Source organism: Halogeometricum sp. S1BR25-6, assembly GCF_031624495.1.
GTDB classification, from domain to species: Archaea; Halobacteriota; Halobacteria; order Halobacteriales; family Haloferacaceae; genus Halogeometricum; species Halogeometricum salsisoli.
Genome location: NZ_JAMQOP010000001.1, coordinates 1290475 through 1316550, shown reverse-complemented (window position 1 = coordinate 1316550; position 26076 = coordinate 1290475). Strand labels below are relative to the sequence as shown.

Sequence of the window (26076 nt, the reverse complement as noted above, 5' to 3'; positions counted from 1 at the left end):
GACGCCCCTGCCCGTCGCCGCCGGCGCCGCGGGCGCCCTCGGAAGCCCTCCTGTCGCTCCGCGCGGCCCGCGTGCGCGCCGTCTGGGAGCGCTCGACGGTGCAGGCGGCGACCGTCGCACTCGGCCTCGCCCTGTCGGCTCTCGCCGCGTTCGTCCTCGGCCCCGCCGCGGCGACGGCGCTGGCCGCCGGCCTCTGCGCGTACCTCCTTCTCCTGGTCGTCGTGACGCTCCGCGAGGCCCTCGGCGGCGCCGGGTCGGAGTCGCGCCCGTCGGACGCGTGTCGGCCGCCGCGGAAGTAGTGTCAACCGGGTGTGAAGAATCGAACCGAACGAGGGTGATTTCTCCGGAAAGTATATGTCTCGGATTCTGTGATATACCGCAAATGGATGGACAGACAATCGACACGGTACGCGAGTGGGAGACGGTCCCCGTCGAGACGGGGTACGAGGGGCTGCACCGACTCGCCGACGAGGGGTTCTCCGGGGCCGTCTCGTCGGGGACGACGTGGGCGTTCGCGCTCAACGGTCGCTTCATCGGCGTCTTCGAGGGGAGTCTCGAATCGTTCGAGGGCGCGGAACTGACGGCGCACCGCGCGCCGGACCCCGCGCTCTCGCTCTTGTTCGCGATGCGCGAGACGGGGGGCGAGACGCGCGCGAGCTACTACACGAACGACACGCCGCTCTCGGAGGCCGACGAGACGCTGTCGTCGGGCGGGTTCACCGGCTACGTCGAACTGTCGGACAACGTGCTCTCGGGCGACTACTACGTCGCCTACTACGGCGGCAAGTCGATGAGCGTGGCGTTCGTCGGCGCCAACGACCGCCTCGTCACCGGCGACGAGGCGTTCGAGCAGGCGGACGACGAAGTCGGCATCTACGAGGTGAAGGAGGTCGACCTCCGGATTCTCGACCTCCCGGAGCGGCCGGACGACGGGGCGGACGGGGAACGCGTCGCGGACGAGAGCCCGGCCGCGCCGCCGGACGACCCTCGACCGGACGCGCAGGCGCCCGCGGCCGCCGCCGCGGACGAACCCGAGGAACCCGAGGTAGTCGAACCCGAAGCGGAGGAGCGCGCGACGGCGCCGGGAGATGACCTCGACTCCCCGGCCGACGGCGACGACCCGGCGACGGCGGACGCCGCGCCGACCAAGGACGAAGTGAGTAGAGACGACGCCGACCCGGCCCCGACCGCCGGACCCTCCGAGTCGGAGGCGCGGCACCCCACGGAACCCCGCGCGTCGGCGCCGACGACCGACGAGGCGGACGAGGAGGCGCGCGAGACCGACGACGACGACGGGATAGGCGACTCCGGAGAGCAGAGCGGAGACGAGGACCCAGCCGCGCCGCCGGACGACCCCCGACCGGACGCGCAGGCGCCCGAGGTCGCCGCCGCGGACGAACCCGAGGAACCCGAGACGGTCGACCCCGAAGCGGAGGAGCGCGCGACGGCGCCCCCCGAGGACGAATCCGAACCTCCGGTCGGCGGCGATAGCCGCGCGAGCGCGGACACCGGAGACTCCGTTGAGCGCACCGCCGACGTCGCCGACGCGGACGCGGCGGGCGAAGCGCGGAGTGGCGACGACCCGTTCTCGGCCGAGGAGAAGTGGCGCGAGGCACGCTCAATTCCCTCTCTGGACCCCAGCGAGTCGAGCACGCAGAACGGCGAGGGGGGAGCCGACGCGACGGCGGCCCAGCGGCGGCGGCAGCAGTCCGCTCCCTCGGACCGGCACCGACAGCAGCGAGAGCAACGCCAACAGGCGCAGAAGCGGCGGCACCGCGAAGAACAGGAGGCAAAGCGCCGGCGCGAGGAGGCCGCGGCCGCCGCCGCCGAGTCGGCGAAGGCCGAGGCGAGCGAGTCCGCCGAGGCGGTCACCGAACTGCGGGGCCAACTCGAAGCGGCCGAGACCCGCCGGGACGAACTCGCGGCCGAGCGCGACGAACTGGAGGCCGAACGCGACGAACTGGAGGCCGAACGCGACGAACACCGCGACCGGGCCGAGGAACTCGAAGCGCGCGTCGAATCGCTGGAGGCGGAGGTCGAACGCCTCGAAGCGCAACTGGCGTCGCCCGACGGCGAGTTCGTCGCCGAGGAGTCGATGTCGCCCGAGGCGGCGCTCTCGGGGACGAACCTCTTCGTCCGCTACCGTCGGAAGGGCCGGGCGACGCTCGAAGACGCTCACGACGGGCGGGCGTCCAGGGAGGAGGTCGTCGAGAACCTCCGACTCGAACACCACACGACGTTCGACACGGCGGGACTCGCCGTCAACGGCGTCCCGTACGAGGAGTTCCTCCGCGAGAGCACGGAGTACGCCTTCGCCGAGTGGGTCGTCACCGACCTCCTGTACGAAATCGGCGAGACGGGCAACCGGACCACGCTCGCGGACCTGTTCGACTCCCTGCCGCGCATCGACCGCATCGAACTCCGCGGCGTCGTCGACTTCGAGACGGAAGAGGGCACCGAGAGCCGCGAGTTCGACGTTATCTTCCGCGACCAGATGGGCGACGCCCTGTTCGTCGCCGACATGAACACCGCACGCACCGCCGCGACGGAGGCGACAGTGGCATCGCTTGTCGAGAACGCCCGCGCCGTCGCCGAGAGCAGCGACGCGATGGCGACGGCGTTCTACGTCACCGAGTCGTTCTTCGAACCCGAGGCGCTGGAGGCCGTCGCCGAGGAGACCGGCGGGGGGTTCCTCTCCCGGTCGAAACGGCTGTCGTTCGTGAAACTCTCGCGCAAGCAGGGCTACCACGTCTGTCTCGTCGAGGCGCGAAACAACGAGTTCCACGTGAACGTCCCCGACCTCTGAATTCGGGAGGGACGTGCGAACGCCCGTGATTGCCGGCGTCAAAGCGGAGATTCGTCTTGGCGGACGTGCGGAGAGTAGTAAGAGGAGGGTCGCCGCGTGGTCAGTCCGGGGGTCGCGTACCGCGGCTGGCGTCGGTGCACCCGGGGTCGGCGGAGGCGACGCGGACCGTCGCGTCCGCCGCACGACGCCGGGGGCGACGTGGGACCGTCGGGCGACTCAGTTCAGTTCTCGATTTCGGCCGCTTCCTCGATCTTCATCGAGTCCAGTTTGTCGACGATTTCGTCGAGTTTCTCGTCGAGTTCGTCGACGAACTCCGCGGTGCGTTCGGTCGTGATCGCACCCTGACTGGAGGGCTCGATGAGGTTCTCCTCTTCGAGGACGCGGAGGGAGTAGCGGACTTTGTGGTGGGGGTAGCCGGTCTCGTTGGACATCTTCACGATTCCGATCGGTTCGCTTTCGATGACCATCTTCAGCACCTGCAAGTGCCGCTCCAGCATATCCACTTCCTTCTCAAGTCGGTCTATCATGCCATTTGTTAACTCGTCTTTGCGGCCTTTAAATGTTACCCCTCCGCTCGGCCGCGGGCCGGAGAACTGTCGGTCCGCTGTAACCCGAGCCGAGGGGGCCCGCGTCGGTTCTCGGATGAACCGGCCGACGCGAGCGTGGCCAGTGATGACGTGGATTTGGAGGCACTGGGGCATAACCGTTTGGGTAGGTCTCTCGTACGAGGATGCACGGAGATGGGCAGCGGACGTCGTCGGTGCGGTGTTCGATACACGTCGGTGGATAGATGCCGGCGACGGACCGTAATCGGTTTGAGGGCTGCCGCAGAATCGCCGACCATGACCGTCACTATCGTCGGTTCCCAGTTGGGCGACGAGGGCAAGGGCGCCCTCGTCGACCTGTGGGGAGGCGACGCGGACGTCGTCGCGCGGTATCAGGGCGGCGACAACGCCGGGCACACCGTCGTCGAAGACGGCGAGGAGTACAAACTCTCGCTCGTTCCGAGCGGCGCCGTCCGCGACAAGGTCGGCGTGCTCGGAAACGGTTGCGTCGTCAACCCGCGGACGCTGTTCTCGGAGATAGACGACCTGCGCGAACGCGGACTCGAACCCGACGTCCGGGTCGCAAAGCGCGCCCACGTCATCATGCCGTACCACCGCCGCCTCGACACTATCGAAGAGGAGGCGAAGGCCGACTCCGACCTCACCGTCGGCACGACCGGCCGCGGCATCGGCCCCACCTACGAGGACAAGGCGGGCCGCCGCGGCGTCCGTATCGGCGACCTGTTGGACCCCGAGGTGCTCCGGCAGCGACTGGAGTACGCCGTCCCCAAGAAGAAGGCGCTCATCGAGGACGTGTACGGACTGGAGGCCGGCGAGGAGTGCGACGTCGAGGCGCTCATCGACGAGTACGCCGAGTTCGGCCGCCGCCTCCGCGAGGAGGGGATGGCCGTCAACGGCGGGAGCTTCCTCGCCGAGCGACGCGCCGACGGCGAGAACCTGATGTTCGAGGGCGCGCAGGGCACCCTCATCGACATCGACCACGGGAGCTACCCGTACGTCACCTCCTCGAACCCGACGGCCGGCGGCGCCGCCACCGGCACCGGCGTCGGCCCGACCGTCGTCGGGCAGGGCGAAGTCGTCGGCATCGTCAAGTCGTACCTCTCGCGCGTCGGCGAGGGGCCGATGCCGACCGAACTGAAAGAGGACGAACGGGAGGAGGAACTCGCGGACTTCATCCGCGAGAAGGGCGGCGAGTTCGGCACCGTCACGGGCCGCCCCCGCCGCATCGGGTGGCTCGACATGCCGATGCTCCGTCACGCCGCCCAGGTGAGCGGGTTCACCGGCATCGCCGTCAACCACCTCGACGTCCTCGGCGGACTGGAGGAGGTGAAGGTCGGTCACTCCTACGACCTCGCTGGCGAGGAGCGACTCACCATCCCGGCGACGACCGAGCGCTGGGACCGCTGTGAACCGAACCTCCGCGAGTTCGAGACGTGGGAGGAAGTCGACTGGACGTCGGTCGCCGAGGAGGGCTACGACGCCATCCCCGCGGCCGCCCGCGAGTACCTCGACTACGTCGCAGCGGAGGTCGGCGCGCCGGTGTACGCCGTCGGCGTCGGCCCGGACCGCGCCGAGACGGTCGAAGTGGTCAACCCCTTCGAGCAGTAGCCGATTCGGTCGGGTTTCCGCCTCCGCTCAGATATCCCCGCCCCCCCTCAGACCGCTCCGCTCGCCCGCGTCCCGTACTTCTCGTCGACGATGTCGTCGCGGAACGACTCGATGGCCGCCTCGACGTCCGCCCGTTCGGCCGCCGGTACGTCGTGTTCGGCCAGCGCGGCGTCCAGATGCTCCTCGATGGCGTCGTACGCCTCGTGGTCGATACCCATCCCCTCGTGAACTTCCTCCATCTCGCCGCCGTCGTACTCGCCGGGGCCGCCCGCCATCGCGGCGATGAACTGCGTCTGGTGGGCTCGCTGCTTCGTCATGTCGACGTCCTCGAAGTACGGCTCGAGTCGGTCGTCCGCGAGGACGCGGTCGTAGAACACGTCGACGACGGACGCGATTGCGTCGCGGCCGCCCAGTCGGTGGTAGAGAGTTTCCTCGGACATGCGTTCGACGCTCACGGCGCTGGGAACAAAGTTCGGGCGCCGATTCCCGCGGCGCGAAAACGACGAACCCGTAGTCTTTTGTCGCATCGAGACGGAACGCCGAGTATGAAGGAATCTCTGATGGACATCCTCTGCGATCCGCTCGACAAGAGCGACCTGGAACTCGAAGTCACTGAGCGAGACGGCGACGAGATACTCTCGGGGACGCTCGTCGGCACCGTCACGGGCGAGGAGTACCCCATCGAGGACGGTATCCCGAACCTCCTGCCGCCGGATATGCGGGACGAATAGGAACGCAACACCTGAACGCTTTTGAACCGGTGGGTCGACCGTACCAGACGTGACCGAGTCGCTTCGAGTCGAGTTGAACGGAGATGGCCTCCACGCCATCGACGCGCCGCCGTCGTTCTCGGCGGCCGACGAGTTCTACGTCGTCCTCGAGAACGCGGGACAGGCCGTCCACGTTCACCTCCACCTCGACGACGACCTGTCGGGCGTCGCGCGCCTCGACGGCGGCAACCACTACGTCGAAGGCGGTGGCTCCCAGCACGTCCACGTCGAGACGTCCCCCGCCGCCGAACCCGTCACGGGCACGCTGAAGGTCGTCACCGGGTACGGCGCGGAGACGGCGCACGTCGACGTGACGATAGAGCCGACGCCGGCGTCGAAACCCGGCATCGACGTGGACGAGGAGTTGAGCAAGCCGCCGAAGCGGGAGCCCGAACCCTCCCTCGCCGACGAACTCCGGGGGGCGCTCCCGGCGGAGGTGTCGGTCCCCGTCGCGGCGCTGATACTGCTCGTAGTGTTCGTCGCCGCCCTCGTCGTCACCGTCGTCCAGAACACGGTCGTCGTCCTCAGCGTCGGCGTCGTCCTCGGCGCCGCCGCCGTCGCCGCGCTGTTCGTCCTGCGCGAGTAGCGGTTACCGACGACAGGGTGGATGGGCGGCCGGACGCTCTGACTCGACTCAGCTCTCGCCGTCGCCGTTCGCCTCGGCTTCCGCTTCCGCTTCCGCTCCCTCCGTCGGCGTCCCCGAGAGGTTCCCCTCCTCGTCGAACCGCTTCGCGCGGAGGAACCGCGTCCGGTAGCGGTTCGCTCCCTCGTAGATGTCGGCCTCGCGCACGTCGTCGATGCGGCCGTCCGCGACGGCGTCGATGATGTCTTCGACCTGCTCCTTCTCGGAGGGCGTGAGTTCGAACTCGTACGTTCGAGACTCCTCGCCCTCCAGCCGCGTCCACTTGCGCGCGGCGGCGACGACGAGCGAACACGGCTCCCGGCAGGGGAACGCGCCGTCCCCGCCGGGGGCGTCGAGTTCCGTCTCCTCGTCGTACTGCCACTCGCGGCGCTTGAGACACTGCGAGTCGTCGCAGCAGGACTCGGCGACCCACTCGACGTGGTCCGTCCCTTTCCCCCGGTTCCACGTCTGGATGACGCTGTAGATGCCCGACTGTCGCTCCATCGTCTCCTCCCAGTGGGAGACATCGAGTTCGCCTTCGCGTTCGAGGTTCCAGTTGGCTATCGTCGCCGGGTAGAACGTGTCGACCGTCTCCACCAGTTCGCGGCCGTCCAGCGCGGGGAACACCCAGCCGTCGACCAGCGTCGGCGCCGTCTTCAGCGGCCGGTAGCGCCCCTTCTCGTCGTAGGTGGCGATATCCCGGGCGTCTAAGGGGTCCTCGTGCGTCTCCAAGGCGGCGGCGTCGGCGCTCGCGTCGTCCTCGTGGCGCACCTCGTACCGGCGGTCGCCCGCGTCGTCGAGCGTCGCCGTGATTCGGAGTTGGCCCCACTCGGTTACCATCCCCTCCCGGAGGTCGTCGTAGCGCTCGGAGACCGGGCGCTCGTCGGCCGCCTCCAGTTTCCGGAGGAACGCGCGGCGGTGCCGCCCCTCGTGCCCCACGTCCACCTCCCAGAAGAACCAGTTCGTCACGTACGGGTCGGCGTTCGCGGCCGCCTCGTGGAGTCCCGCCTGCGAGAGTCCCTCGTGGGTGCGCTCGGGCGTCTCGAAGGCGTAGCCCTCGCCGTCCCACTCGGCGCGCAACCCCTCGAAATCGATCGGTCGCTCGTCGAGTCGGCGGACGAGCGTATCGAACTGTTCGCTCCGCACGTCAGTCACCCGCCGCCGGCGTCTCTCTCGTCTCCTCGCGGACGCTCGCGATGGCCTCCTCGATGTCCGCGCCCGCGTCGGCGGCGCGTTCGAGGACGACGTCGGCCATCAGCGCCTCCGTCCCGACGGCGCCGGCGTACCAGATGCGGTGGCCGTCCACCTCCGCGGGCACGTCGTAGCCCGCCCGGTAGTCGTCGGTGAGGCCCATATCCTCCGGAATGTCCTCCTGCGTGTGGAAGCCGTCCGCGACGAACAGGGGAACGACGACGACGTCCTCCGACTCGAAGTAGTCGGTCACGTCGTCGACCTCCGGTTCCTCGTCCATGTACAGCGCCCGCACCTCGTCGAAACGGCCCGTCTCGCGGACGCGGTCGGCGTGGTACTCGATGGCCTTCGCGGAGTTCTCGTTCCGTTCGGTGCCGTGACCGACGACGGCGAGGCCGAACCCCTCGCCCACGTCGGGGTCGCCGGTGACCGTCTCGGCGCGGCGGACGATGACGTCCGTCATCGACTCGTGGGTTCCGACCGGGCCGCAGTAGTGGACGGTCTGGCCGGTGTCCTCGGCGACGAGCGTCGCGGTGTCGGCCGAGAGGCCGTCGGAGTCCCACTCGGAGACGTCCCACCCCTCCAGACGGAGTTCCCGCGGGATGACCTGCTCTGTGAAGTAGCCCTCGCTGATGAACAGGGGGACGACGTACACCTCCTCGGACTCGACTGTTCGAAGGACCTCCCGCAGTGAGGGCTCCTCCTTCCAGAAGCCGGTCTGCACCTCGTCGAACGCTCCCGTCGCGCGGATGGTGTCCGCGTGACGCCGCGTCGGCGTGCTCGAATCCGGGTTCAAGTGCGACCCGTGCGCCACGATGACCAGCGCTTGCATGGGCGGAAATTACGGGAGCGCCGCCTTATGGACTTCGGGTTCCCGAAAGGAATCTTGTCGATTTCGGAGCCGGAGTTCGCCGCCCGCCGCCGCCTCCGAGACCCTTTAGTGCGTCTCCGCCGACCGACGCACCATGTCACTGGCCGCCGAGACACGAGACGCCGTCAGGGCGCGCCCGCACCTCCTCTACGCCCTCCGCGCGGGCGTGGTGAACTACGCCGCCGCCGCGAAGACGCTGGAGGTCGAGGGCGACGCCGACGCCGTCGCAACCGCCCTGCGGCGCTTCGCCGACGACCTGCCGCCCCTCGAAACCGAGGCCCGGGACGCCACCGTCCGGATGCGGAGCGGGGTCGGACTCGCCGGCGCGGACGTGGACGCCGACGAGGACGACGAACGGGTGCTCACCGTCGGCGGCGTCTCCGTCGTCGCCGCCGGCGGGGACCTCACCGCCCTCGTCGCGACGGGCGACGTGGACGTCCGCGCGCTCTCGGTCGTCTGCGACCGCCTCGGCGCGGAGAACGTCGTCGTCGACGCCGCGGGCGTCGCGGACGGCGAACTGGTGGTCGTCGTCCCGCAGCGACAGGGGGCGAACGCCCTCCGACACGTCGAGTCGGCGCTGGAATCGCTGTCGGTCTGAACGGGTCGGCTATCTCCCCTCCCCGGAGTCGACCACCTCGACCGTCACGCCGTTGGGTTCGTACGCGTTCGCGGCGTACCCGCCCTCGTTCCACGGGAACGCGTCGTCGGCGAGGGCGTCGCGCCACGCGTCCGGGTTCGAGATTCGCGCGGGCTGTCGCCGCCCTCGCTCGTCGGTCGCCCGCGACAGCAACTCGTGCGTCCCCGCTCCGGGCCGCCAGTCGTACCGGAACAGTCGCCACGCGCCCGCGTAGTCGGGGCCGAACAGTTCGGCGTCCGTCCACGTCTCGCCGCCGTCGGTCGAAACCTCGACCCGGTCGACCCGGTCGTCGCCCGCCCACGCGACGCCACGGACTTCTACCCGTTCGCCCGCCTCCACGGGCGACTCGCCGTCGGGCGTCCCGACGACCGATTTCACGTTCGCGTCGAACGTGTAGGGGTGCTCGACCGCACCTTCGAGTTGGTCCCATGTGTCCACCTCGTCCACGGAGTCGTTCGTCTCGGGTTCGACGCCGGCCGGGTGGATGCGGTAGGCGACCTGCTGCCAGTAGGCGTGCTCGCCCGGTCTATCGAGGGCGCCCTCCGTCACCATCGAATCCGCCACTCGGAGTTCATCGACCCACTTCACGTTGTTCACGCCGTACCACCCCGGAACGACGAGGCGAACCGGGAAGCCGTGCTCCCGCGGAAGGGGGTCGCCGTTCATCCCGTAAGCGAGGATGCAGTCGTCGAACGCCTTCGTCAGGGGGATGGACCGCGCGAACACGTCGTCGCCGTCGGAGGGGTCGCCGCCGACGGCGGTCAGCCACCGCCCGTCCGCGGAGTCGACGCCGTGCGCCCGGAGCACCGAACTGAGGGGCGCGCCGGTCCAGAGGGACGTGGCCGCCGCCTCGAACCCCCACTGGACGCTCCCCGTCTCGGGGCGGTGCTGGCCGCGGCCGTTACCCGCGCACTCCATCGTGTGCGCGACGGCGACGGCGGGGTGCTCCTCCCTGAGCGCGTCCATCGAAAGCGTCCCGGACGCGTCCCCCGTGAGCGAGACGGTCCACTCGTCGGCGTCCGCGTTCGGGATGTCGTTTCGGTGGCAGACGAAATGTTCCTCGACGGGCGTCAGCCAGTTCGCGAACGTGCGCCGCCGCGCGGCGCCGACGACGGTGTACTTGTCCGCCTCGTCGCGCGTCTCCGCGGTGCCGTCTTTCCGTTCCAGTATCTCCTCGATTTCGCCGTGACGAGTCGGCCGCGGCTCTTCGGTCGCCATGCTAGACAGAGGCACGCGAATCGGTATAAATTGTAGCTGCCGTATCACGTCGTGGCGCTTCCGGCCCGGCGACCGAATCGGCGGACGCGCGGCGGGGCCGTCGCGACCGCGCGCGGCGGGATACCGGTTCGACGGCGGTCCCACCGACCGTTCCGACGGGTTGAAACCTGCCTCGGGAGTACCCTCCCCCGATGACGCTGTCCGTGACCAACACCCTGTCCGGAGAACGCGAGGAGTTCGAACCACAGGACGACGACGACGTGTTGCTCTACGTCTGCGGGCTGACGGTCTCGGACGACGCCCACCTCGGCCACGCCCGCCTCTGGATGCACGCCGACGTGATGCACCGGTGGCTGGAACACGAGGGGTACGACGTCCACCACGTCGAGAACTTCACCGACGTGAACGAGAAGATAACCGCGCGCATCGGCGAGGACGACTTCGGGGATTCGGAACCCGAAGTGGCCCGCCACTTCACCGAGCACGTCATCCGCGACATGCGCGGACTGAACCTCAAGCGCGCCGAAGTCTACCCCCGCGTCTCCGAGCACGTACCGAACATAATCGACCTCGTCGAGACCTTGGTCGAGAAGGGCTACGCCTACGAGTCCAACGGGTCGGTGTACTTCGACGTGACCGCCTTCGAAGAGTACGGAAAGCTATCGAACCAGCGCGTCGAGGAGATGGAGGCGCAGGGGGAGGCCGAGGAGCGCTCCGAGAAGCGCCACCCCGCGGATTTCGCGCTCTGGAAGGCGGGCGGCGTCTCCGAGGGGGCCGTCGCCGAACACCGCCACGAGGGGCTAGAGCCGTTGGACGGCCCGCAGGGCCAGACGTGGGAGTCGCCGTGGGGCGAGGGCCGTCCCGGCTGGCACATCGAGTGCTCGGCGATGTCGATGACGCACCTGGGCGAGACCATCGACATCCACGTCGGCGGCCGCGACCTCGTCTTCCCCCACCACGAGAACGAGGTGGCGCAGAGCGAGGCCGCGACGGGAGAGACGTTCGCGCGCTATTGGCTCCACGTCGGCCTCCTCCAGACCGAGGCGGACAAGATGTCCTCCAGTCTGGGGAACTTCTTCACCGTCGACGACGCGTTGGAGGAGTTCGGTGTCGACGTCATCCGGACGTTCTACCTCTCAACCGGCTACGGCGCCGAACAGACGTTCGACGACGCGGCGATGAACGAGGCCGAGGAGCGCTGGGACCGACTCGAACGCGCCTACGAGGCGGCGGCCGAGGCCGTCGACGGTCCCGACGCGTACGCCACCGTGACCGACGGCGACCTGCGCGAGGCGGTCGAGTCGACGAGAGAAGGGTTCCGCGCGGCGATGAACGACGACTTCAACGTCCGAGAGGCGATGGCCGCGCTCATCGAACTCGCCCGCGCGGTGAACACCCACGTCGGCGACGCCGACGAGTACGACTACCGCGGACTGCACGAGGCCGTCGAGACGTTCGAGGACCTCGGCGGCGACGTGTTCGGTCTCGGCTTCGGCGGCGCGGCCGAGGGCGGCGAGGTGTCGGTGGCCGAGGACCTCGTCAAACTCCTCCTCGACGTGCGCGAGGCCGAACGCGAGGCCGGCAACTACGACCGCGCCGACGAACTCCGCGACGAACTCGACGCCCTCGGCGTCGAGGTGCACGACTCCGACGACGGACCGTCGTTCCGGTTCGAGTGAGGTCGACGCCGTCGCGCGGCGTCAACGGCCGCCTCGTAGGCGCGCTCCGTTCGACTACTCCGTCGTGAACAGGTGCGTCCCCTCGGGCACCTCGAACAGCCCCATCCGGACGCCGGCGTCGAGCCACCCGTAGCCGTACGAGAACGACGCCAGCGCGTTCACCGGGTCGCCGTGCTCGCGGAAGTGCCGCCCGTCTTCGAGGTAGGAGACGGCCATCTCCTCGATTTCGACGGCCGCGTCTCCGAGCGGCGTCTCCGGCGGGACGGCCACCGTCGCCTCCTCTAAGGCGTCCGCGAGCATCCGGCCGTAGCGGTCGGTCTTCTCCTCCAAGTCGGCGGGCATGGGGGTACGTCGGCGGGCGGTCGTATGAAACCGCTCGGTCCGCCGTCCGAGTCGACGGCAATCGCGCACGACAGCGGAACCTAAAAGGGCGACTCTAGCCAACGGAGAGATATGACAGAGGACGACGCGTTCGTCGAACACCGGAAGCTCATCATCGCGGGGTCGGGCATCTCCGGCCTCTCGGCCGCCATCTACGCCGGGCGGTCGAACAACGAGCCGTTGGTGTTCGAGGGCGACGAACCCGGCGGACAGTTGACGCTGACCACGGAGGTGGAGAACTACCCCGGTTTCCCCGAGGGCATCTCCGGGCCGGAACTCATCCAGAACATGAAAAAGCAGGCCGAGCGCTTCGGCGCGGAGATAGACCACGGCATTGTCGCGGACGTGGACGCAAGTGAGCGGCCGTTCACCGTGACGATGAAGAACGGCGACGTCTACACCGCCGACGCGGTCATCGCCGCCTCCGGGGCGTCCGCGCGGACGCTCGGGATTCCGGGCGAGGACGACCTGATGGGCTACGGTCTCTCGACGTGCGCCACCTGCGACGGCGCGTTCTTCCGCGACGAGAAGATTCTCGTCGTCGGCGGCGGCGACGCCGCGATGGAGGAAGCCAGTTTCCTCACGAAATTCGCCTCGACGGTGTACCTCGCGCACCGCCGCGAGGAGTTCCGCGCGGAGGACTACTGGATAGACAGAGTCATGGAGAAAGTCGACGCCGGCGAGATAGAGATCATGCGCAACACCGAGGTGACGGAACTCCACGGCACCCCCGAGGAGGGCGTCGACCACGTGCGGATGGTGCGTCACCCCGAGGGCCACCCGACCGAGAAACTGGACGACCCCGAGACGGAGACGTTCGACTTCGACGTCGGCGCGGTGTTCTACGCCATCGGCCACACGCCGAACGCCGACTACCTCGAAGGGACCGGCGTCCAACGGGACGAGGAGGGCTACGTGCTGGCGAAGGGCGGCCGCGACGGCGGCCAGACGGCCACCGACGTCCCCGGCATCTTCGCCGCGGGCGACGTGGTCGACTACCACTACCAGCAGGCGGCGACGGCCGGCGGCGACGGCGTGAAGGCCGCCCTCGACGCCGACGACTACCTCGAAGACTTAGAGCGGGAGGAGGCGGCCGAGGCGGAACCCGACGCCGAACCCGCGGCCGCGGAATCGGACGACTGAACGCGCCGTTCTCCGAGCGTCGGCGGATTCCCACAGACCCTTAACCGGCGGGGACGGAGAGGGCCCATGGTCGACACCGAGACCTACACGATAGAAGGACCGGACGGCGACGTAGAGGAAGTCGAACTCCCGGAAGGGCTGGTCGACGTGTTCACCGAACAGGGCGAGGAGGCGACGAACGTCGTCGGCGACCTCGTCGTCCAGTCGTTCGCACAGCAGGCGCACGTCGCCGTCCACCACGGCGAGGGCGAGACGCCGGCGGACCTCGAAGAACTCAACGAGAAGATGGAGGACCTGTTCGAAGAGCGGTTCGGCGTCTCCCTGGCCGATGCGATGGGCCACAGTCACTGAGCCTCGAAGAAGCGCGTTCTTCCGACCGACTCGACTTCTTTGCCGACGAAGCGGTCCCTCGACGGACCGCGACGACCGTTCAGACGAACAGCAGCGGCACCATCACGGCGACGCCGGCGACGATACCGGCGAGGAGTTCCCGTCGCCCGCCGTTCGGTAGGCCCGCCCCGCGTTCGAGCGCCTCGGGGACGAACTCCGCGAGGACGAGATACATCATCGCGCCGGCGGCGAAGCCGAAGCCGACGGGAAGCAAGTCGCGGGCGACGCGGACGAAGTAGAACGCGGCGACGGCGCCGACGGGTTGGGGGAGACTGGAGAACACCGACCACCAGACGAGTCGCGGGTTCGAGACACCCATCGACCGGAGGGGGATGGAGATGGCGACGCCCTCGGGAACGTTGTGGATGGAGATGGCGACGGTCATGAACACGGCCAGAAGCGGGACGGCGACGCCGAACATCGTGATACCGCCCTCCAGTCCGAGGTCCGCGAACGCGACGCCGACGGCGACGCCCTCGGGGAAACTGTGGACGGTGAGCACCCCGAGGATGAGAAGCAGTTTCCGGAAGTCCGCCTCCTCGTACTGCCGGGGGTTCACCTCGGCGCCCTCGATGACGCGGTGGGCGACGACGACGAGGAGGACGCCCGCGAGCAGCCCCACCCCGAGCAACAGGAGCGTCTGGGTCGGAATCGACGAGACGGTGACGCCCGCCAGCGACACGCGGACGTACGACGACAGCGCCTCCAAGACGAGACCGAACACCGACGCCGACAGCATGATTCCGGAGGCGATACCCCACAGCGCGACGTTCCACCGGTCGCTCACCTCGCGCACGAAGAAGAACGGAATCGCCCCGATGCCCGTCGCCAACGCGGTGACGAGACCGGCGACGAAGACGAACGCGAAGCTTCCCCAGTCCATACCGTCGGTAGATGTCCGACGGAGATAAACGTTTCAGAACACCGATATTTTCGGCGGGCCTAAACGGGGGACGGAGAGCGCCGGCGAAGAGTGAGACTTTAGCACCCCCTCCGCGTGCGCTTCGACAGCATGCATCAACGAGCGAGGCAGTTCGCCGACGCCGCGCGCGAGCGATACGATTTCGAGGTGACCGTCGAGGAGTTTCCCGAGGGAACAAAGACGGCCGCGGACGCCGCCGAAGCGGTCGGATGCGAGGTGGGACAGATAGCCAGCAGCCTCGTCTTCCGGGCGGGCGAGGACCTCCTCGTCGTCGTCACCAGCGGCGCGAATCGCGTGAGCGAGGAGCGACTCGCCGCTCACCGCAGTGTCGACGCCGCGGACGTATCGATGGCCGACCCCGAGGAGATTCGAGACGTGGTCGGGTGGTCCATCGGCGGCGTCCCGCCCTTCTGCCACGAGACGGACCTCCCCGTCCTGTTCGACGAGACGCTCTCGGAGTACGACACCGTCTGGGCCGCCGCCGGGACGCCCGAAGCCGTCTTCCCCGTCGACCCCGCGGAACTCCGCCGATTGGCCGACGCCGAGGCGGCGACGGTGGCCGACTGACGCGCTGTTCGGAAGGCATAGCTTTATTTTTAGACGTGTCTAATCCTCTGTTGAGATGAATCATATCGCCGGTTTCGCCGCGAGGCGAAGCCGCGTTCCGGGGGACGACGATGTCTGAAATCGTCAATATCTTCCTCGCGTCCGTCCGCGACGGCTTCGTACAGGTCAGCGCGTTCGTCGCCGTCACCGTCCTCCTGTTCAGTTACGTCCAGTACCGCACCGGCGGCCGACTCGTCGAGAAGCTAGAAGAAAACCGTCGCGCCGGCCCGTTGGTCGGCGCGCTGATGGGCCTCACGCCGGGATGCGGCGGGGCTATCGTGATGATGCCGCTGTACGTCCGCGGTTCCGTCTCGTTCGGCACCGTCGTGGCGACGCTCATCGCCACCGCGGGCGACGCGGCGTTCGTCATCCTCGCCTTGGCGCCGGAGGCGGCGCTGTACTCCTACGGCATCGCGTTCGCGACGGCCGTCCTGTTCGGGTACGCCGTCGACCGGTTCGGATTGGGCGTCTCGCGCGTCGACCGCGCGGTCCGGAACATCGGCACGACGGTCACCGACGGCGGCGTCTCCGCGCCGATGACCGGGAACAAGGTCCACCACTACGACGAGGCGGCCGCGGGCGAGGTGCAGGGTCTCGTCTGCGGCGCCGACGGCCACCACGACCACGACGGCGACTCCGTCCGAGAGTCCTCGGTGATGCGCTCTCTCAGTCTCGCCGCCCTCGCGGCGTGGTGGGTGGCCGCCGCCGTCGGCCTCGGCGCCGGCGTCGTCTACCTCCTGCGGGGCGCGCCCGACGTTCCGATGGTCGCCGACCTCTCGTTCGCGGGTCTGTTCACCGTCGCCGGCCTCGTCGGAACGACTCTCTCCGCCTACCTCTACTTCGTCGGTCGGAAGTACGTCGGCCACGGCGACGTGGGACACGCGCGCGATACGTTCGGCAGCGTCTTCGAGACGCTGACGCACGCCGCGATGGAGACGTCGTTCGTCACCGTCTGGGTCATCGCCGCCTACCTCGCCTACGAGTACGGCATCCTGTTCACCGGCGTCGACATCGGCGGCCTCGCGGCCGCCGCCGGCGTCCTCGCCCCCATCGCGGGCGCCGTGGTCGGTCTCATTCCCGGCTGCGGTCCGCAAATCGTGCTCTCGACGGCGTACGCGCAGGGGGCGATTCCGTTCTCGGCGCTCGTCGCCAACGCCATCAGTCAGGACGGCGACGCGCTGTTCCCCCTCATCGCCATCGACAAGACGGCCGCCGTCGTCGCCAGCGTCTACACGACGGTTCCGGCCCTCGTCGTCGGCGTGGTTCTCCACTACACGTGGACGGCCGTGTTCGGCCTGCCCCAGTTCGGATTCGGTGTTCTCTGATGTGCGGAATCGTCGAATCAGTCTTCCGTCGGGACGGCGAAGGACGACCATGAGTTCGACACCCGGCGACGCGACGGAGGGCGAGGAGGATGGAGCGACCACCCGCGTCTGGTTGGTCGAGCGAACCTACTCCGACGACGAGCAGAACATCATCATTCTCGTGTACGCGACGCCCGACGGGTCGCAGTATCTGAGAAAGGAGCGCTCGCTGACCAGTTTCTCCGACGTCCGCGACACGACGGCCGCCGTCGACACCGACGACGACCACCTCGGCACCGTCGACGACGAGGAGACGAGAGCGCGGTACGCCGCGGAGGTCGAACGGATTCGAGAGCAGTACGGCCCAGACGACACCGTGTGAGCGGTTCGTCGCACAATCTAACACTCGGGTAGCGATTCGCCGGCGAACGAAAAATCGTGAGCGAGAACTGCGCTCACGGGGTATGTAAAACCCCACATACCCGGATTTAAACGGAAAGGGCGTCTACTTCCGAGCGATGGGAGAGTTATCCGAGTTGTTCGTGCCGCGGCGCGTCGCCGTCGTCGGCGCGACAGAGCGCGAAGGCTCCGTCGGTCGCGCCATCATGGAGAACCTCATCGACGACTTCGACGGGGACGTCGTCCCCGTGAACCCGAAGTACGACGAGGTGTTCGGCGTCCCGGCGGTGGCCGGCGTCGGCGAGTCCGACGCGGACCTCGCTATCGTCGTGGTCCCGCCGCACATCGCGGTGCAGGCCGTGCGCGAGGCCGGCGAGGCCGGCATCCGGAACGTGGTCGTCATCACGGCCGGGTTCGGCGAGACGGGCAGCGAGGGCGCCTCGCGGGAGCAGGAACTGACCGAGGTGGCTGAGGCGTACGACCTCAACCTCGTCGGCCCGAACAGCCTCGGGGTCATGTCCACGCCGACGGGGATGAACGCCACGTTCGGCCCCGAGAACGCGATGGCCGGCGAGATGTCGTTCATGAGCCAGTCGGGCGCGTTCATCACGGCGGTGCTCGACTGGGCGAACGACCAGGGAATCGGCTTCAAGGACGTCGTCTCGCTCGGGAACAAGGCCGTCCTCGACGAGGCGGACTTCATCGACGCCTGGGGCGACGACGAGGACACGAGCGTCATCATCGGCTACCTCGAAGGCATCTCCGAGGGGCGGGAGTTCATCGACACCGCGCGCGAGGTGACGCAGGACACGCCCATCGTGCTCGTGAAGTCCGGGCGGACCGACGCCGGCGCGCAGGCGGCGTCCAGCCACACCGGCACCATCGCCGGGTCCGACCAGGCCTACGAAGCGGGTCTCGAACAGGCGGGCGTCATCCGCGCGGAGTCGGTGCAGGAACTGTTCGACGCCGCGCGCGTCCTGGAGAGCCAACCCCTGCCCGACAGCGACGACGTGGCCGTCATCACGAACGCGGGCGGACCCGGCGTGATGACGACGGACGCCGTCGGCGACTCCCGCCTGTCGATGGCGTCGTTCACCGACGAAACGCTCGATGAGTTCTCCGAGACGCTCCCCGAGGAGGGGAACATCTACAACCCCGTCGACATCGTCGGCGACGCGGACAACGAGCGCTTCCGGAACGCCCTCGACGTGGCCCTGGCCGACGAGAACGTCGGCTCCGCCATCGTCCTCACGTGTCCGACGGCCGTCCTCGACTACGACGAACTGGCCGCCGACACCGTCGAACTGCAGGAGAGACACGATAAACCGGTCGCGGCCTGTTTCATGGGCGGCGAGCGCGTGAAGCCGGCGGCCGAGGTGCTGACCGAGGCGGGCATCCCGAACTACTTCGACCCCGCCCGCGCCGTCGGCGGCCTCGACGCCCTCTCGCGCTTCCGCGACATCTCCGAACGCGAGTACGACAGACCGACGACGTTCGACGTGGACGAAGAACGCGCCCGCGAGATACTCTCGGACGTCGAGGGTCGCGAGGACACCCGCCTCGGCGTCGAGGCGATGGACCTCCTCGACGCCTACGGCATCGAGACGCCGCAGGGCGACATCGTCGACGCGCCGGAGGACGCCCTCACCGTCGCGGAGGGTATCGAGGGCAACGTGGTGATGAAGATCGTCAGCCCCGACATCCTCCACAAATCCGACATCGGCGGCGTCAAGGTCGGCGTCCCGAACGAGGAGGTGTTCGACGCCTACGAGGACCTCGTCACCCGCGCGCGCAACTACCAACCCGACGCCAACATCATCGGCGTGCAGGTGCAGGAGATGGTGGACCTCGACAGCGGCGTCGAGACCATCGTCGGCATGAACAAGGACCCGCAGTTCGGTCCCCTCCTCATGTTCGGCCTCGGCGGTATCTTCGTCGAAGTGCTCGAAGACACGACGTTCCGCGTCGCGCCCGTCGCCGAGTCGGAGGCGCGAGAGATGACCGAAGAGATAGACTCCGCGCCGCTCCTCCGCGGCGCGCGCGGCCGCGACCCCGTCGACGTCGACGGCGTCACGGAGACGATTCAGCGGCTCTCGCAACTCGTCACGGACTTCCCGGCCATCCTCGAACTGGACATCAACCCCCTCGTCGCCACGCCCGACGGCGTGAAAGCCGTCGACGTGCGATTGACGGTCGACCCCGACCAACTCTGAACCCATGAACACGCTACTCGTCACTTCGACCCACGAAAGCACCGGCAAGACGGCCATCACCCTCGCGCTCGGTAAACTCGCACAGGAGCGCGGGAGTTCCGTCGGGTACATGAAACCGAAGGGCACGCGCCTGCAGTCAAACGTCGGGAAGACGCTCGACGAGGACCCGATGCTGGCCCGCGAGGTGCTCGGCCTCGACGCCGAGATGCACCAGATGGAGCCTATCGTCTACTCGCCGACGTTCGTCGACGGCGCCATCCGCGGACGCGAGGACGGCGACGAACTCGGCGAAATCGTCGAGGAGAACTTCGGACAACTCGCCGAGGGCACGGACCTGATGCTCGTCGAGGGCGGTGGCGTCTGGTCGACCGGCGGCATCGTCGACATGACCGACGCGGACGTGGCCGAGCGACTCGACGCGGGCGTCCTCCTCGTCGCGGACTACCGGAAGCCCTCGGACCTCGACGACCTGCTCGTCGCCGCCGAGCAGTTCGGCGACCGACTCGCGGGCGTCATGTTCAACGGCGTCACCGACGCCGTCTTCGACGAACTCGAACAGGAGGTCGTCCCGTTCCTCGAAGGCCGCGGCGTGCCCGTCCTCGGCGTCGTCCCGCGCGAGCAGCGACTCGCCGGCGTCACCGTCGCGGACCTCGCGGACGAACTCGGCGCGGACGTGGTGACGCGCGGCGACGAGGAGGCGTACGTCGAGCGGTTCCTCGTCGGCGCGATGGGCGGCGACTCCGCGCTCCGGTACTTCCGCCGGACGAAGGACGCCGCGGTCATCACCGGCGGCGACCGCTCCGAGATAATCACGGCCGCCCTCGAAGCGCCGGGCGTGAAGACCATCATCCTCACCGGCGGCCACCGACCGCCCTCGGCCGTCCTCGGCAAGGCCGAGGAGAAGGGCGTCCCCGTAATGCTCGTCACCGGCGACACGCTGTCGGTCGTCGACCGCGCGGAGGACGTCGTCCACTCCGGGCGCACCCGCGACGAGGAGACGGTTTCGATGATGCGCGACCTGCTGTTCGAGCACACCGACGTGGACTCGCTCGTCGGTCCGGCGGGCGACGACGCCGGTGCTGAGGCGGACGCGGACGAGTAGCGAACCGCTCGCACTTGCTCTCGTTGCCGTTGCCGCTCCGCGGTCGTCGCTATCGCTCTTCGTCCGCGTCGCCGTCGCCGCCCTCCTCGCGCCGAGAGCCGTTTATCCCCGAGGGGATGACGAACCCGAGACCGAGCAGCGTCGCCCCCGCCAGCGGCACCGACCCGGTGAGCGCGTAGACGAGATACGCCGCGGGCACCGCGAGGACGACGCCGACCAACACCACCCGCTGTTCGCGCGTGACCATCGAGTCCTATCGGCGCCGCGCGGACAAACCTTCTTCTCTCCGTCCACCGACCGGTCGCGCTCAACACTCCCAGCCGCGGTCGCTGTCGTTCAGTCGCTCGCACCCCTCGTCGGTGACGACGACCAGGTCCTCGATACGGACGCCGAATCGGTCGGGCAGATAGACGCCGGGTTCGACGCTGAACACCATCCCCGGTTCGAGTTCCCGGTCGTTCCCGGCGACGACGTACGGTTCCTCGTGGACGTCGAGGCCGACGCCGTGCCCCGTCCGGTGGACGAACCGCTCGCCGTACCCCGCCGCTTCGATGACCTCGCGCGCCGCGCGGTCGACCGCCTCCGCCGCGATGCCGGGTTCGACGGCGGCGACGGCGGCCGCCTGCGCCTCGCGGACCACCTCGTGGACCTCGCGGAACTCCGCCGAGGGGTCGCCGTCGAAGACGACGGTGCGCGTCTGGTCGCTCGGGTAGCCGTCGACGCGCGTCCCGAAGTCGAGGACGACGGGGTCGCCCGCTCGAATCTCCCGGTCGCCGCGGCGGTAGTGCGGCATCGCGCCGTGGTCGCCCGCGCCGACCACCGTCTCGAACGCGGTACCGTCGCCGCCGGCGTCGGCGAGGTACGTCTCGATGTCGGCGGCCAGTTCGGCCTCGGTCATTCCGACGGCGTCGGAGCCGAGTTCGCGCACGCGGTCCATCGCGGCGTCGGCCGCCGCGCCCGCCCGCCGCAGGGCGTCAAGTTCTGCTTCGTCCTTTCGAACTCGAAGGGGAGCGAGCGCCTCGCTCGCCAGGCCGAACGTCGCCTCCGGCAGCACCGCGCGGAGGTCCTGCGTGAACCGCGCCCACATGGTGTCGTCGACGAGGACCTGCGGCCCCTCGGGGAGTCCGAGCGCCGAGACGGCCGCCTCGGTGGCGGCGACGGGGTTCTCGCTGTCGGCCCACGTGCGCACGTCGTCGGTCCACGTCGCCGCGCGCACCTGCGTCTCGTAGAGGTCGGGAATGAGGAACGTCGGGTCGCCGTCGGCGGGAACCAGAAAGAACAGGTGGCGCTCGCCGGGGTCCTCCGAGAAGCCCGAGAGGTAGAACAGGTTCGAGCTGGGAAAGCAGACGAGGGCGTCCGCGCCCGCCTCCCGGAGTGCGGCCTGCGCGTCGCGCGTGCGACGCTCGAACGGCGTGGTGGTCATACCCGACGGTTCCGCGCCTCGCGATAAGAAGCTCCGGATAGCGGCCGCGGGACCGGGCGGTCGCCCCGAACCGCGGCGCCGCCCGGCCGTTTTATCCGCTCGCGCGACCCAGCGGCGCGTATGTCGTGGCACGCGATAGACGCCCTTGACGACGCCCGGTCGGCGACGACGGGACTCCTCCTCCCGTTCGACCTCGGAACGTGGCTCCGCCTCGCCCTCCTCGCCGTCTTCGTCGGCGCCGGCGCGAGCAGCGTCTCGGTCAACGTCAACGCCGGCGGCGCGGTGACACCGGGACTGCCGGGTGCGCCGTTCGAGTTTCCCTTCCGCGACCTCTCCCTCCCGACCCCGGAGACGCTCCCCGACGTCAGGACCCTCGCGTTCGGCGTCGCCGCCGCCGTCGCCGTACTGCTCGCCCTCGCGTTCTGGGTCGTCTCCGCGGTGATGGAGTTCGTGCTCGTGACGGGACTGGTCGACCCCCCGGTTCGGATTCGAGCCCCGTTCCGCGCGCAGTTCGGAAACGGGCTTCGACTGTGGGCCTTCGAGGCGTGCGTCGGCCTGCTCGCGCTTCTGGTCGTCGGCGTTCCCGCCGCCCTCGTCGTCCTCGGCGGCGTCGCCGTCGGACCGGGTCTCCTCCTCGCCCTCCTGCCGATACTTCTCGTCGGCGTCGCCGTCGCGTTCCTCGTCGCCCTCCTCGTCCGCCTCGCGACGGACTTCGTCGTCCCGGCGATGCTCGCGGAAGACTGCGGGGTCCTCGACGGCTGGCGCCGGGTGCTCTCGACGGTGCGGGCCGAGTGGGAGGAAATCGCGCTCTACCTCCTCGTCCGCCTCACGCTGAGCGCCCTCGTCGGCGCGTTGGTCGCGGCGGGAACGCTCTTTCTCGCCGTCCTCGTGGCGCTCCCGTTCGCGGTGCTCGGCGGCGCCGTCCTGGTCGCGTTCTCCGCGTTGGGGGGACTCTCCCTCCTCGCGTGGACGCTGCTCGCCGTCGTCGGCGCGTGCTACCTCCTCGCCGTCGCCGCGGCGTCGGCGCTCCTCCTCGTCCCCGCCGTCGCGTTCTTCCGGTACTACTCGCTGTTCCTGCTCGGACGCGTCGACGAGGGGCTGGACCTCGTGGACGCGACGCGGGCGACGGACGGCGACGCCGACAGGGGAGACGGCGGGGTCGGAACCGGCGGACCGCCGGCGCGGTGACGCGTCGGGGCGAACGCGGTCCGCCCCGTCGAACGGGTCGTTAAGCCCGTGGTTCGGGCGGGTAAGCGGTCGATAACGAATACGTCCTCCGCGAACGACGGGATATGGCATTCGAGTGGATCTCGTACTTCGACTGTGCGGCGTGCGGTACCGTCGAACGGGCCGACGCGGTCGGCTACGACTCGCTGGGCTACCCCGAGTGTCCGGGGTGCGGCGCCCGGACCGGTCCGCTGGTCGGCGCCGGCGCGACGGAGACGGGCACCGAAGCGCTCGATTGAGTCCGCGCGGTCGGCGCCGCGTCCGTCCGAACGCCGTCGCCGCGGAGGGCAAGAGACAGGTGCGGCCGCCGTCGAGGAAGGTACATGAGTTGGCAGGAAGTTCGCGCGGACGACCGCATCACGGAGTGGGAGCGCAGCGACGGCAACGCGACCATCCGACTCCGGCGGCGCCCCGACGACACGTGGGCGGTCCGGTTGGACCGCCTCTATCAGGCCGAAGACGGCCGCGGCTACCGCCGGGAGCGAGTCGACGACGAGGACGGCGCGCGCGAACTCGCCGCCGCGTGGCGCGAGGAACACGACGTGGCGGAGTAGGCGCCGCCTACCGCCGGGAGAACGGAACGGCGGCGGAGAGAAGCGTCGGCGTCACTCCCGCTGGAGCCGCTGGGTCGACTCGACCAGCGGATGCCGGCCGTAGTCGACCACGTCGATGTCGTCGATGGAGGAGAGTCCCTCTTTCTCGGCGGTCTGTTGCATCCCGAGTTCGATGGGGTCGTCGACGACGATGACGTAGGCGTCCATCTCCTCGATGTCGAGTCGGCTCGCGGCCATCACGCGGTGGTGGCCGTCGGCGAGGAGGAGGGTGCCGTCGTTGTCGATGACGACGAGCGGTTCCGCGAGGCCGCGTTCGAGTTCGTACTTCCGGCCGTCGAGTTCGTCGGCGTAGACGCGCCCCTGTGTGGGGATGAGGTCGGCGAGTTCGATCGCGTGGCGCTCCCCGTGGACGGTGATGCCGTGAATCTGTTCGAGCGTCCGCATCAGCTTTCCGACCTTCTCGGGCGTCGCGCGCTCTATCTGCGAGCGGATGACGTCGGTGTTCGAGATGATGCCGACGAGGTTGCCCGCGTCGTCGACGACGGGGAGTTTCTGGATGCCCGAGCGGAGGATGACGCGCGCGGCGTCGTTGACGTCCATGTCGGGGTGGGCGACGATGATATCCTCGGACATCACGGTGAAGATGGGCGCCTCGTCGTCGGCGAGGAGGAGGTCCCTGGCGGTGACGAATCCCTCGACTTTTCGGCCTTCGCACACCGGAAACCCGTTGTGTCCGTCGCTCTCGGCGATGCGTCGTGCCACGTCTGCGACGGAGTCGGTGGGTGACACCGTCTGTACTTCTCGTGTCATGTACTCGTCGACGGCCGCCTTCCCGCTCATCGTCGTCGGTAGGCGTGGCGGGGGCAAAAGCGTGCCCCCGAGTCGCACGGACCCGGCGTCGCTCCCGCCGGCGGTCCCGCCGTCGGAGCGCTCACCACTCGTCCATCGGGAACTCGAAGGTGAGGTCGGTGCCGTCCTCGCTCACGCCGAGGGTCCGCGTGGCGTCCTCCAGCGTCTCGAACACCCGCCCGGAGATGACGTCGTTCACGACGCGCGAGAGCGACTCGCGGGAGTCCTCGCCCACGTCGGCGAGGATGCCGAGCGGAATCTGCGCGCCCGCCATGTCGGCGTGGCCGCCGGCGCTGCCGATGGGGCCGAGCGCCTCCCGCAGCGTCTCGCCGAGGTCGACGTCCGTTCCGCGCGCGCGTCCGGAGACGTAGACGGTGCCGTCTTTGAAGCCGTAGACGACGGTGAGGCGGACGTGTTCCATGTCGAGCAGGCGGTCGGCGGCCTGCGCGAGGGCGTCCCGGTCGCGTATCTCGCCGACGTTGGTGGCGAGAGCCTCCCCGCGCACGTCGCGGTTGCGGATGGCCCGCGCGAGCGTGTCCATCACCTCCGCGCTCATGCTCGGGGACTCCACTCGTTGGAGGATGGAGAGGTCGGCGTGCGGCACCAGCCACGCGGCCGCCTCGAAGTCCGGCACCGACACCTCGCGCGTGAAGTCGCGCGTGTCGACGCGGATGCCGAACAGCAGCGCCGTCGCCACCGTCGCCCCCGGTTCGATGCCGAGGCGACGGAGGTAGTCGGTTGCGAGCGTGCTCGTCGCCCCGAGGTCGCGCCGCAGGTCGAGAAAGCGCGCCTCGACGGGCGCCCGCGGCGGGTGGTGGTCGACGACGACGTCCACCTCCGTCTCCTCGGGGAGGCCGTCGTTCACGCCCGGCCGGGAGTGGTCGACGAGGGCGACGCCGCCGTACTCGGAGATGTCGTCGCCGCGTTCGAGGTTCACCAGTTCTATCTCCAAGAGGTTCACGAGCGCGCGGTTCTCTTGGTGGGAGATGGCGCCGAAGTAGCAGGCCTCGGCGTCGAGGCCGACGCTCTCGGCGATGCGAACCAGGGCGAGGGCGCTGCCGATGGCGTCGGGGTCCGGGTTGTCGTGGGTGACGACGGCCAGGGTGCCGTCGATGCTCTTGAGGACGCGGTACAGTCGGTGGAGGCGTTCGGCGGCGTCGTCCGCCGTGAGTTCGGTGAGCCGGTCGGTGAGCGCGCTCCGCGCGTCGACGATGCGGTCTGTCAACTCCGTCAGCGCCTCGCGGGTGCCGGAGTCGGCGTCCGTGCCGACGTACGCGAGGAGGGCGGCGTGAGGGTACCGCTCGCGGGCGGTGCGGGCGGCTTCGAGGTTCGTCGTCGCGTCGGCGGCGGCGACGAACACCACGTCCACCTCGTCGGGGTACGCCTCCTCGTCGTCCGGTGCGCGGCGCTCGGCGGCGACGCCCTCCTCGCGGAACGAGTCGACGACGCCGCTGCGCTGGGAGAGCACCGTCAGCGACCCCGGCCACTCGGCCAACCGCTCGACGGCCCGCTCCGCGACCGGCCCGCATCCGAGAACCAACCGCCGTTGCATGTCTCCCGAGTCGTCCTCACCCGGCAAAACCCTACCGTCCTCG

Annotated in this window: 28 protein-coding genes; 17 read left to right on the top strand and 11 right to left on the bottom strand. The window is 69.2% G+C overall.

What is annotated here, in order from left to right; translation table 11 throughout:
• Positions 1-71 precede the first annotated feature (71 nt).
• Positions 72-299 (top strand): hypothetical protein, encoded by a 228-nt coding sequence (locus tag NDI76_RS06880; protein ID WP_310923262.1) that lies wholly within the window; start codon positions 72-74, stop codon positions 297-299.
• 83 nt (positions 300-382) lie between these two features.
• Complete coding sequence (locus NDI76_RS06875) at positions 383-2806, top strand: DUF7527 domain-containing protein (protein WP_310923261.1); 2424 nt, start codon at positions 383-385, stop codon at positions 2804-2806.
• Between the two features lie 221 nt (positions 2807-3027).
• On the opposite strand, the gene NDI76_RS06870 is transcribed toward NDI76_RS06875, so the two are convergent.
• Positions 3028-3333: a hypothetical protein gene (locus NDI76_RS06870; RefSeq protein WP_310923260.1), complete on the bottom strand. Its 306-nt coding sequence runs from the start codon at positions 3331-3333 to the stop codon at positions 3028-3030.
• Positions 3334-3648: 315 nt separating this feature from the next.
• On the opposite strand from NDI76_RS06870, the gene NDI76_RS06865 reads away from it, so the two are divergent.
• Positions 3649-4980, top strand: coding sequence for an adenylosuccinate synthase (locus tag NDI76_RS06865; protein WP_310923259.1), 1332 nt, complete (start codon positions 3649-3651; stop codon positions 4978-4980).
• Between the two features lie 47 nt (positions 4981-5027).
• Here the strand turns inward: NDI76_RS06865 and NDI76_RS06860 are convergent, their stop codons facing one another.
• The gene (locus NDI76_RS06860) at positions 5028-5420 is read right to left on the bottom strand and encodes a group I truncated hemoglobin (protein WP_310923258.1); all 393 of its coding nucleotides are present in this window, start codon (positions 5418-5420) and stop codon (positions 5028-5030) included.
• Between the two features lie 105 nt (positions 5421-5525).
• Here NDI76_RS06860 and NDI76_RS06855 point away from each other — a divergent pair, with 105 nt between their 5' ends.
• Together NDI76_RS06855 and NDI76_RS06850 are read left to right on the top strand one after the other, a co-directional pair.
• Positions 5526-5711 (top strand): methytransferase partner Trm112, encoded by a 186-nt coding sequence (locus NDI76_RS06855; RefSeq protein WP_049917238.1) that lies wholly within the window; start codon positions 5526-5528, stop codon positions 5709-5711.
• A 49-nt stretch (positions 5712-5760) separates the two neighbouring features.
• The gene (locus NDI76_RS06850; RefSeq protein WP_310923257.1) at positions 5761-6336 is read left to right on the top strand and encodes a DUF7524 family protein; all 576 of its coding nucleotides are present in this window, start codon (positions 5761-5763) and stop codon (positions 6334-6336) included.
• A gap of 48 nt (positions 6337-6384) precedes the next feature.
• On the opposite strand, the gene NDI76_RS06845 is transcribed toward NDI76_RS06850, so the two are convergent.
• Entirely contained in the window at positions 6385-7527 is a 1143-nt protein-coding gene (locus NDI76_RS06845) for a DR2241 family protein (RefSeq protein WP_425498335.1), read from the bottom strand.
• Positions 7520-8395, bottom strand: a complete 876-nt coding sequence (locus NDI76_RS06840; protein ID WP_310923256.1) for a CbiX/SirB N-terminal domain-containing protein — start codon at positions 8393-8395, stop codon at positions 7520-7522. Before NDI76_RS06840 ends, NDI76_RS06845 begins: the two co-directional genes overlap by 8 nt.
• Before the next feature lie 133 nt (positions 8396-8528).
• On the opposite strand from NDI76_RS06840, the gene NDI76_RS06835 reads away from it, so the two are divergent.
• Complete coding sequence (locus NDI76_RS06835; RefSeq protein ID WP_310923255.1) at positions 8529-9032, top strand: DUF7523 family protein; 504 nt, start codon at positions 8529-8531, stop codon at positions 9030-9032.
• Between the two features lie 9 nt (positions 9033-9041).
• On the opposite strand, the gene NDI76_RS06830 is transcribed toward NDI76_RS06835, so the two are convergent.
• Positions 9042-10289, bottom strand: coding sequence for a sulfite oxidase (locus tag NDI76_RS06830; RefSeq protein WP_310923254.1), 1248 nt, complete (start codon positions 10287-10289; stop codon positions 9042-9044).
• Positions 10290-10480: 191 nt separating this feature from the next.
• Here NDI76_RS06830 and cysS point away from each other — a divergent pair, with 191 nt between their 5' ends.
• Positions 10481-11968: a cysteine--tRNA ligase gene (gene cysS / locus NDI76_RS06825; protein ID WP_310923253.1), complete on the top strand. Its 1488-nt coding sequence runs from the start codon at positions 10481-10483 to the stop codon at positions 11966-11968.
• Positions 11969-12022: 54 nt separating this feature from the next.
• Here the strand turns inward: cysS and NDI76_RS06820 are convergent, their stop codons facing one another.
• Entirely contained in the window at positions 12023-12310 is a 288-nt protein-coding gene (locus NDI76_RS06820) for a DUF357 domain-containing protein (RefSeq protein WP_310923252.1), read from the bottom strand.
• Between the two features lie 111 nt (positions 12311-12421).
• Here NDI76_RS06820 and NDI76_RS06815 point away from each other — a divergent pair, with 111 nt between their 5' ends.
• Together NDI76_RS06815 and NDI76_RS06810 are read left to right on the top strand one after the other, a co-directional pair.
• Positions 12422-13492: an NAD(P)/FAD-dependent oxidoreductase gene (locus NDI76_RS06815; RefSeq protein ID WP_310923251.1), complete on the top strand. Its 1071-nt coding sequence runs from the start codon at positions 12422-12424 to the stop codon at positions 13490-13492.
• A gap of 66 nt (positions 13493-13558) precedes the next feature.
• Entirely contained in the window at positions 13559-13843 is a 285-nt protein-coding gene (locus tag NDI76_RS06810) for a DUF7545 family protein (RefSeq protein WP_310923250.1), read from the top strand.
• A gap of 79 nt (positions 13844-13922) precedes the next feature.
• On the opposite strand, the gene NDI76_RS06805 is transcribed toward NDI76_RS06810, so the two are convergent.
• On the bottom strand, positions 13923-14765 hold the full coding sequence (locus NDI76_RS06805) for a ZIP family metal transporter (protein ID WP_310923249.1): 843 nt from the start codon (positions 14763-14765) through the stop codon (positions 13923-13925).
• A 129-nt stretch (positions 14766-14894) separates the two neighbouring features.
• Between NDI76_RS06805 and NDI76_RS06800 the strand changes: the two genes are divergently transcribed.
• From NDI76_RS06800 to NDI76_RS06780, 5 genes are all read left to right on the top strand, one after another.
• Positions 14895-15371, top strand: coding sequence for a YbaK/EbsC family protein (locus tag NDI76_RS06800; protein WP_310923248.1), 477 nt, complete (start codon positions 14895-14897; stop codon positions 15369-15371).
• A gap of 110 nt (positions 15372-15481) precedes the next feature.
• Positions 15482-16735: a putative manganese transporter gene (locus tag NDI76_RS06795; RefSeq protein ID WP_310923247.1), complete on the top strand. Its 1254-nt coding sequence runs from the start codon at positions 15482-15484 to the stop codon at positions 16733-16735.
• A 49-nt stretch (positions 16736-16784) separates the two neighbouring features.
• A complete protein-coding gene (locus NDI76_RS06790; RefSeq protein ID WP_310923246.1) occupies positions 16785-17096 on the top strand; it encodes a DUF7967 family protein in 312 nt (103 codons plus the stop codon).
• A gap of 136 nt (positions 17097-17232) precedes the next feature.
• Positions 17233-19326 carry an acetate--CoA ligase family protein gene (locus tag NDI76_RS06785; RefSeq protein WP_310923245.1) on the top strand — a complete coding sequence of 698 codons (2094 nt, stop codon included), beginning with the start codon at positions 17233-17235 and terminating at the stop codon, positions 19324-19326.
• A gap of 4 nt (positions 19327-19330) precedes the next feature.
• Positions 19331-20428, top strand: a complete 1098-nt coding sequence (locus NDI76_RS06780; RefSeq protein ID WP_310923244.1) for a phosphotransacetylase family protein — start codon at positions 19331-19333, stop codon at positions 20426-20428.
• A gap of 49 nt (positions 20429-20477) precedes the next feature.
• Here the strand turns inward: NDI76_RS06780 and NDI76_RS06775 are convergent, their stop codons facing one another.
• Together NDI76_RS06775 and NDI76_RS06770 are read right to left on the bottom strand one after the other, a co-directional pair.
• Positions 20478-20675 carry a DUF7987 family protein gene (locus NDI76_RS06775; protein ID WP_310923243.1) on the bottom strand — a complete coding sequence of 66 codons (198 nt, stop codon included), beginning with the start codon at positions 20673-20675 and terminating at the stop codon, positions 20478-20480.
• A gap of 60 nt (positions 20676-20735) precedes the next feature.
• A complete protein-coding gene (locus NDI76_RS06770) occupies positions 20736-21851 on the bottom strand; it encodes a M24 family metallopeptidase (RefSeq protein WP_310923242.1) in 1116 nt (371 codons plus the stop codon).
• Between the two features lie 120 nt (positions 21852-21971).
• Here NDI76_RS06770 and NDI76_RS06765 point away from each other — a divergent pair, with 120 nt between their 5' ends.
• From NDI76_RS06765 to NDI76_RS06755, 3 genes are all read left to right on the top strand, one after another.
• Positions 21972-23039 carry a DUF7544 domain-containing protein gene (locus tag NDI76_RS06765; protein ID WP_310923241.1) on the top strand — a complete coding sequence of 356 codons (1068 nt, stop codon included), beginning with the start codon at positions 21972-21974 and terminating at the stop codon, positions 23037-23039.
• A gap of 104 nt (positions 23040-23143) precedes the next feature.
• On the top strand, positions 23144-23317 hold the full coding sequence (locus NDI76_RS06760; protein ID WP_310923240.1) for a hypothetical protein: 174 nt from the start codon (positions 23144-23146) through the stop codon (positions 23315-23317).
• A gap of 84 nt (positions 23318-23401) precedes the next feature.
• The gene (locus NDI76_RS06755; RefSeq protein ID WP_310923239.1) at positions 23402-23632 is read left to right on the top strand and encodes a DUF7543 family protein; all 231 of its coding nucleotides are present in this window, start codon (positions 23402-23404) and stop codon (positions 23630-23632) included.
• A 51-nt stretch (positions 23633-23683) separates the two neighbouring features.
• On the opposite strand, the gene NDI76_RS06750 is transcribed toward NDI76_RS06755, so the two are convergent.
• Entirely contained in the window at positions 23684-24472 is a 789-nt protein-coding gene (locus tag NDI76_RS06750) for a CBS domain-containing protein (RefSeq protein WP_310923238.1), read from the bottom strand.
• A 91-nt stretch (positions 24473-24563) separates the two neighbouring features.
• Entirely contained in the window at positions 24564-26033 is a 1470-nt protein-coding gene (locus NDI76_RS06745) for a DHHA1 domain-containing protein (RefSeq protein WP_310923237.1), read from the bottom strand.
• Positions 26034-26076: the final 43 nt, after the last annotated feature.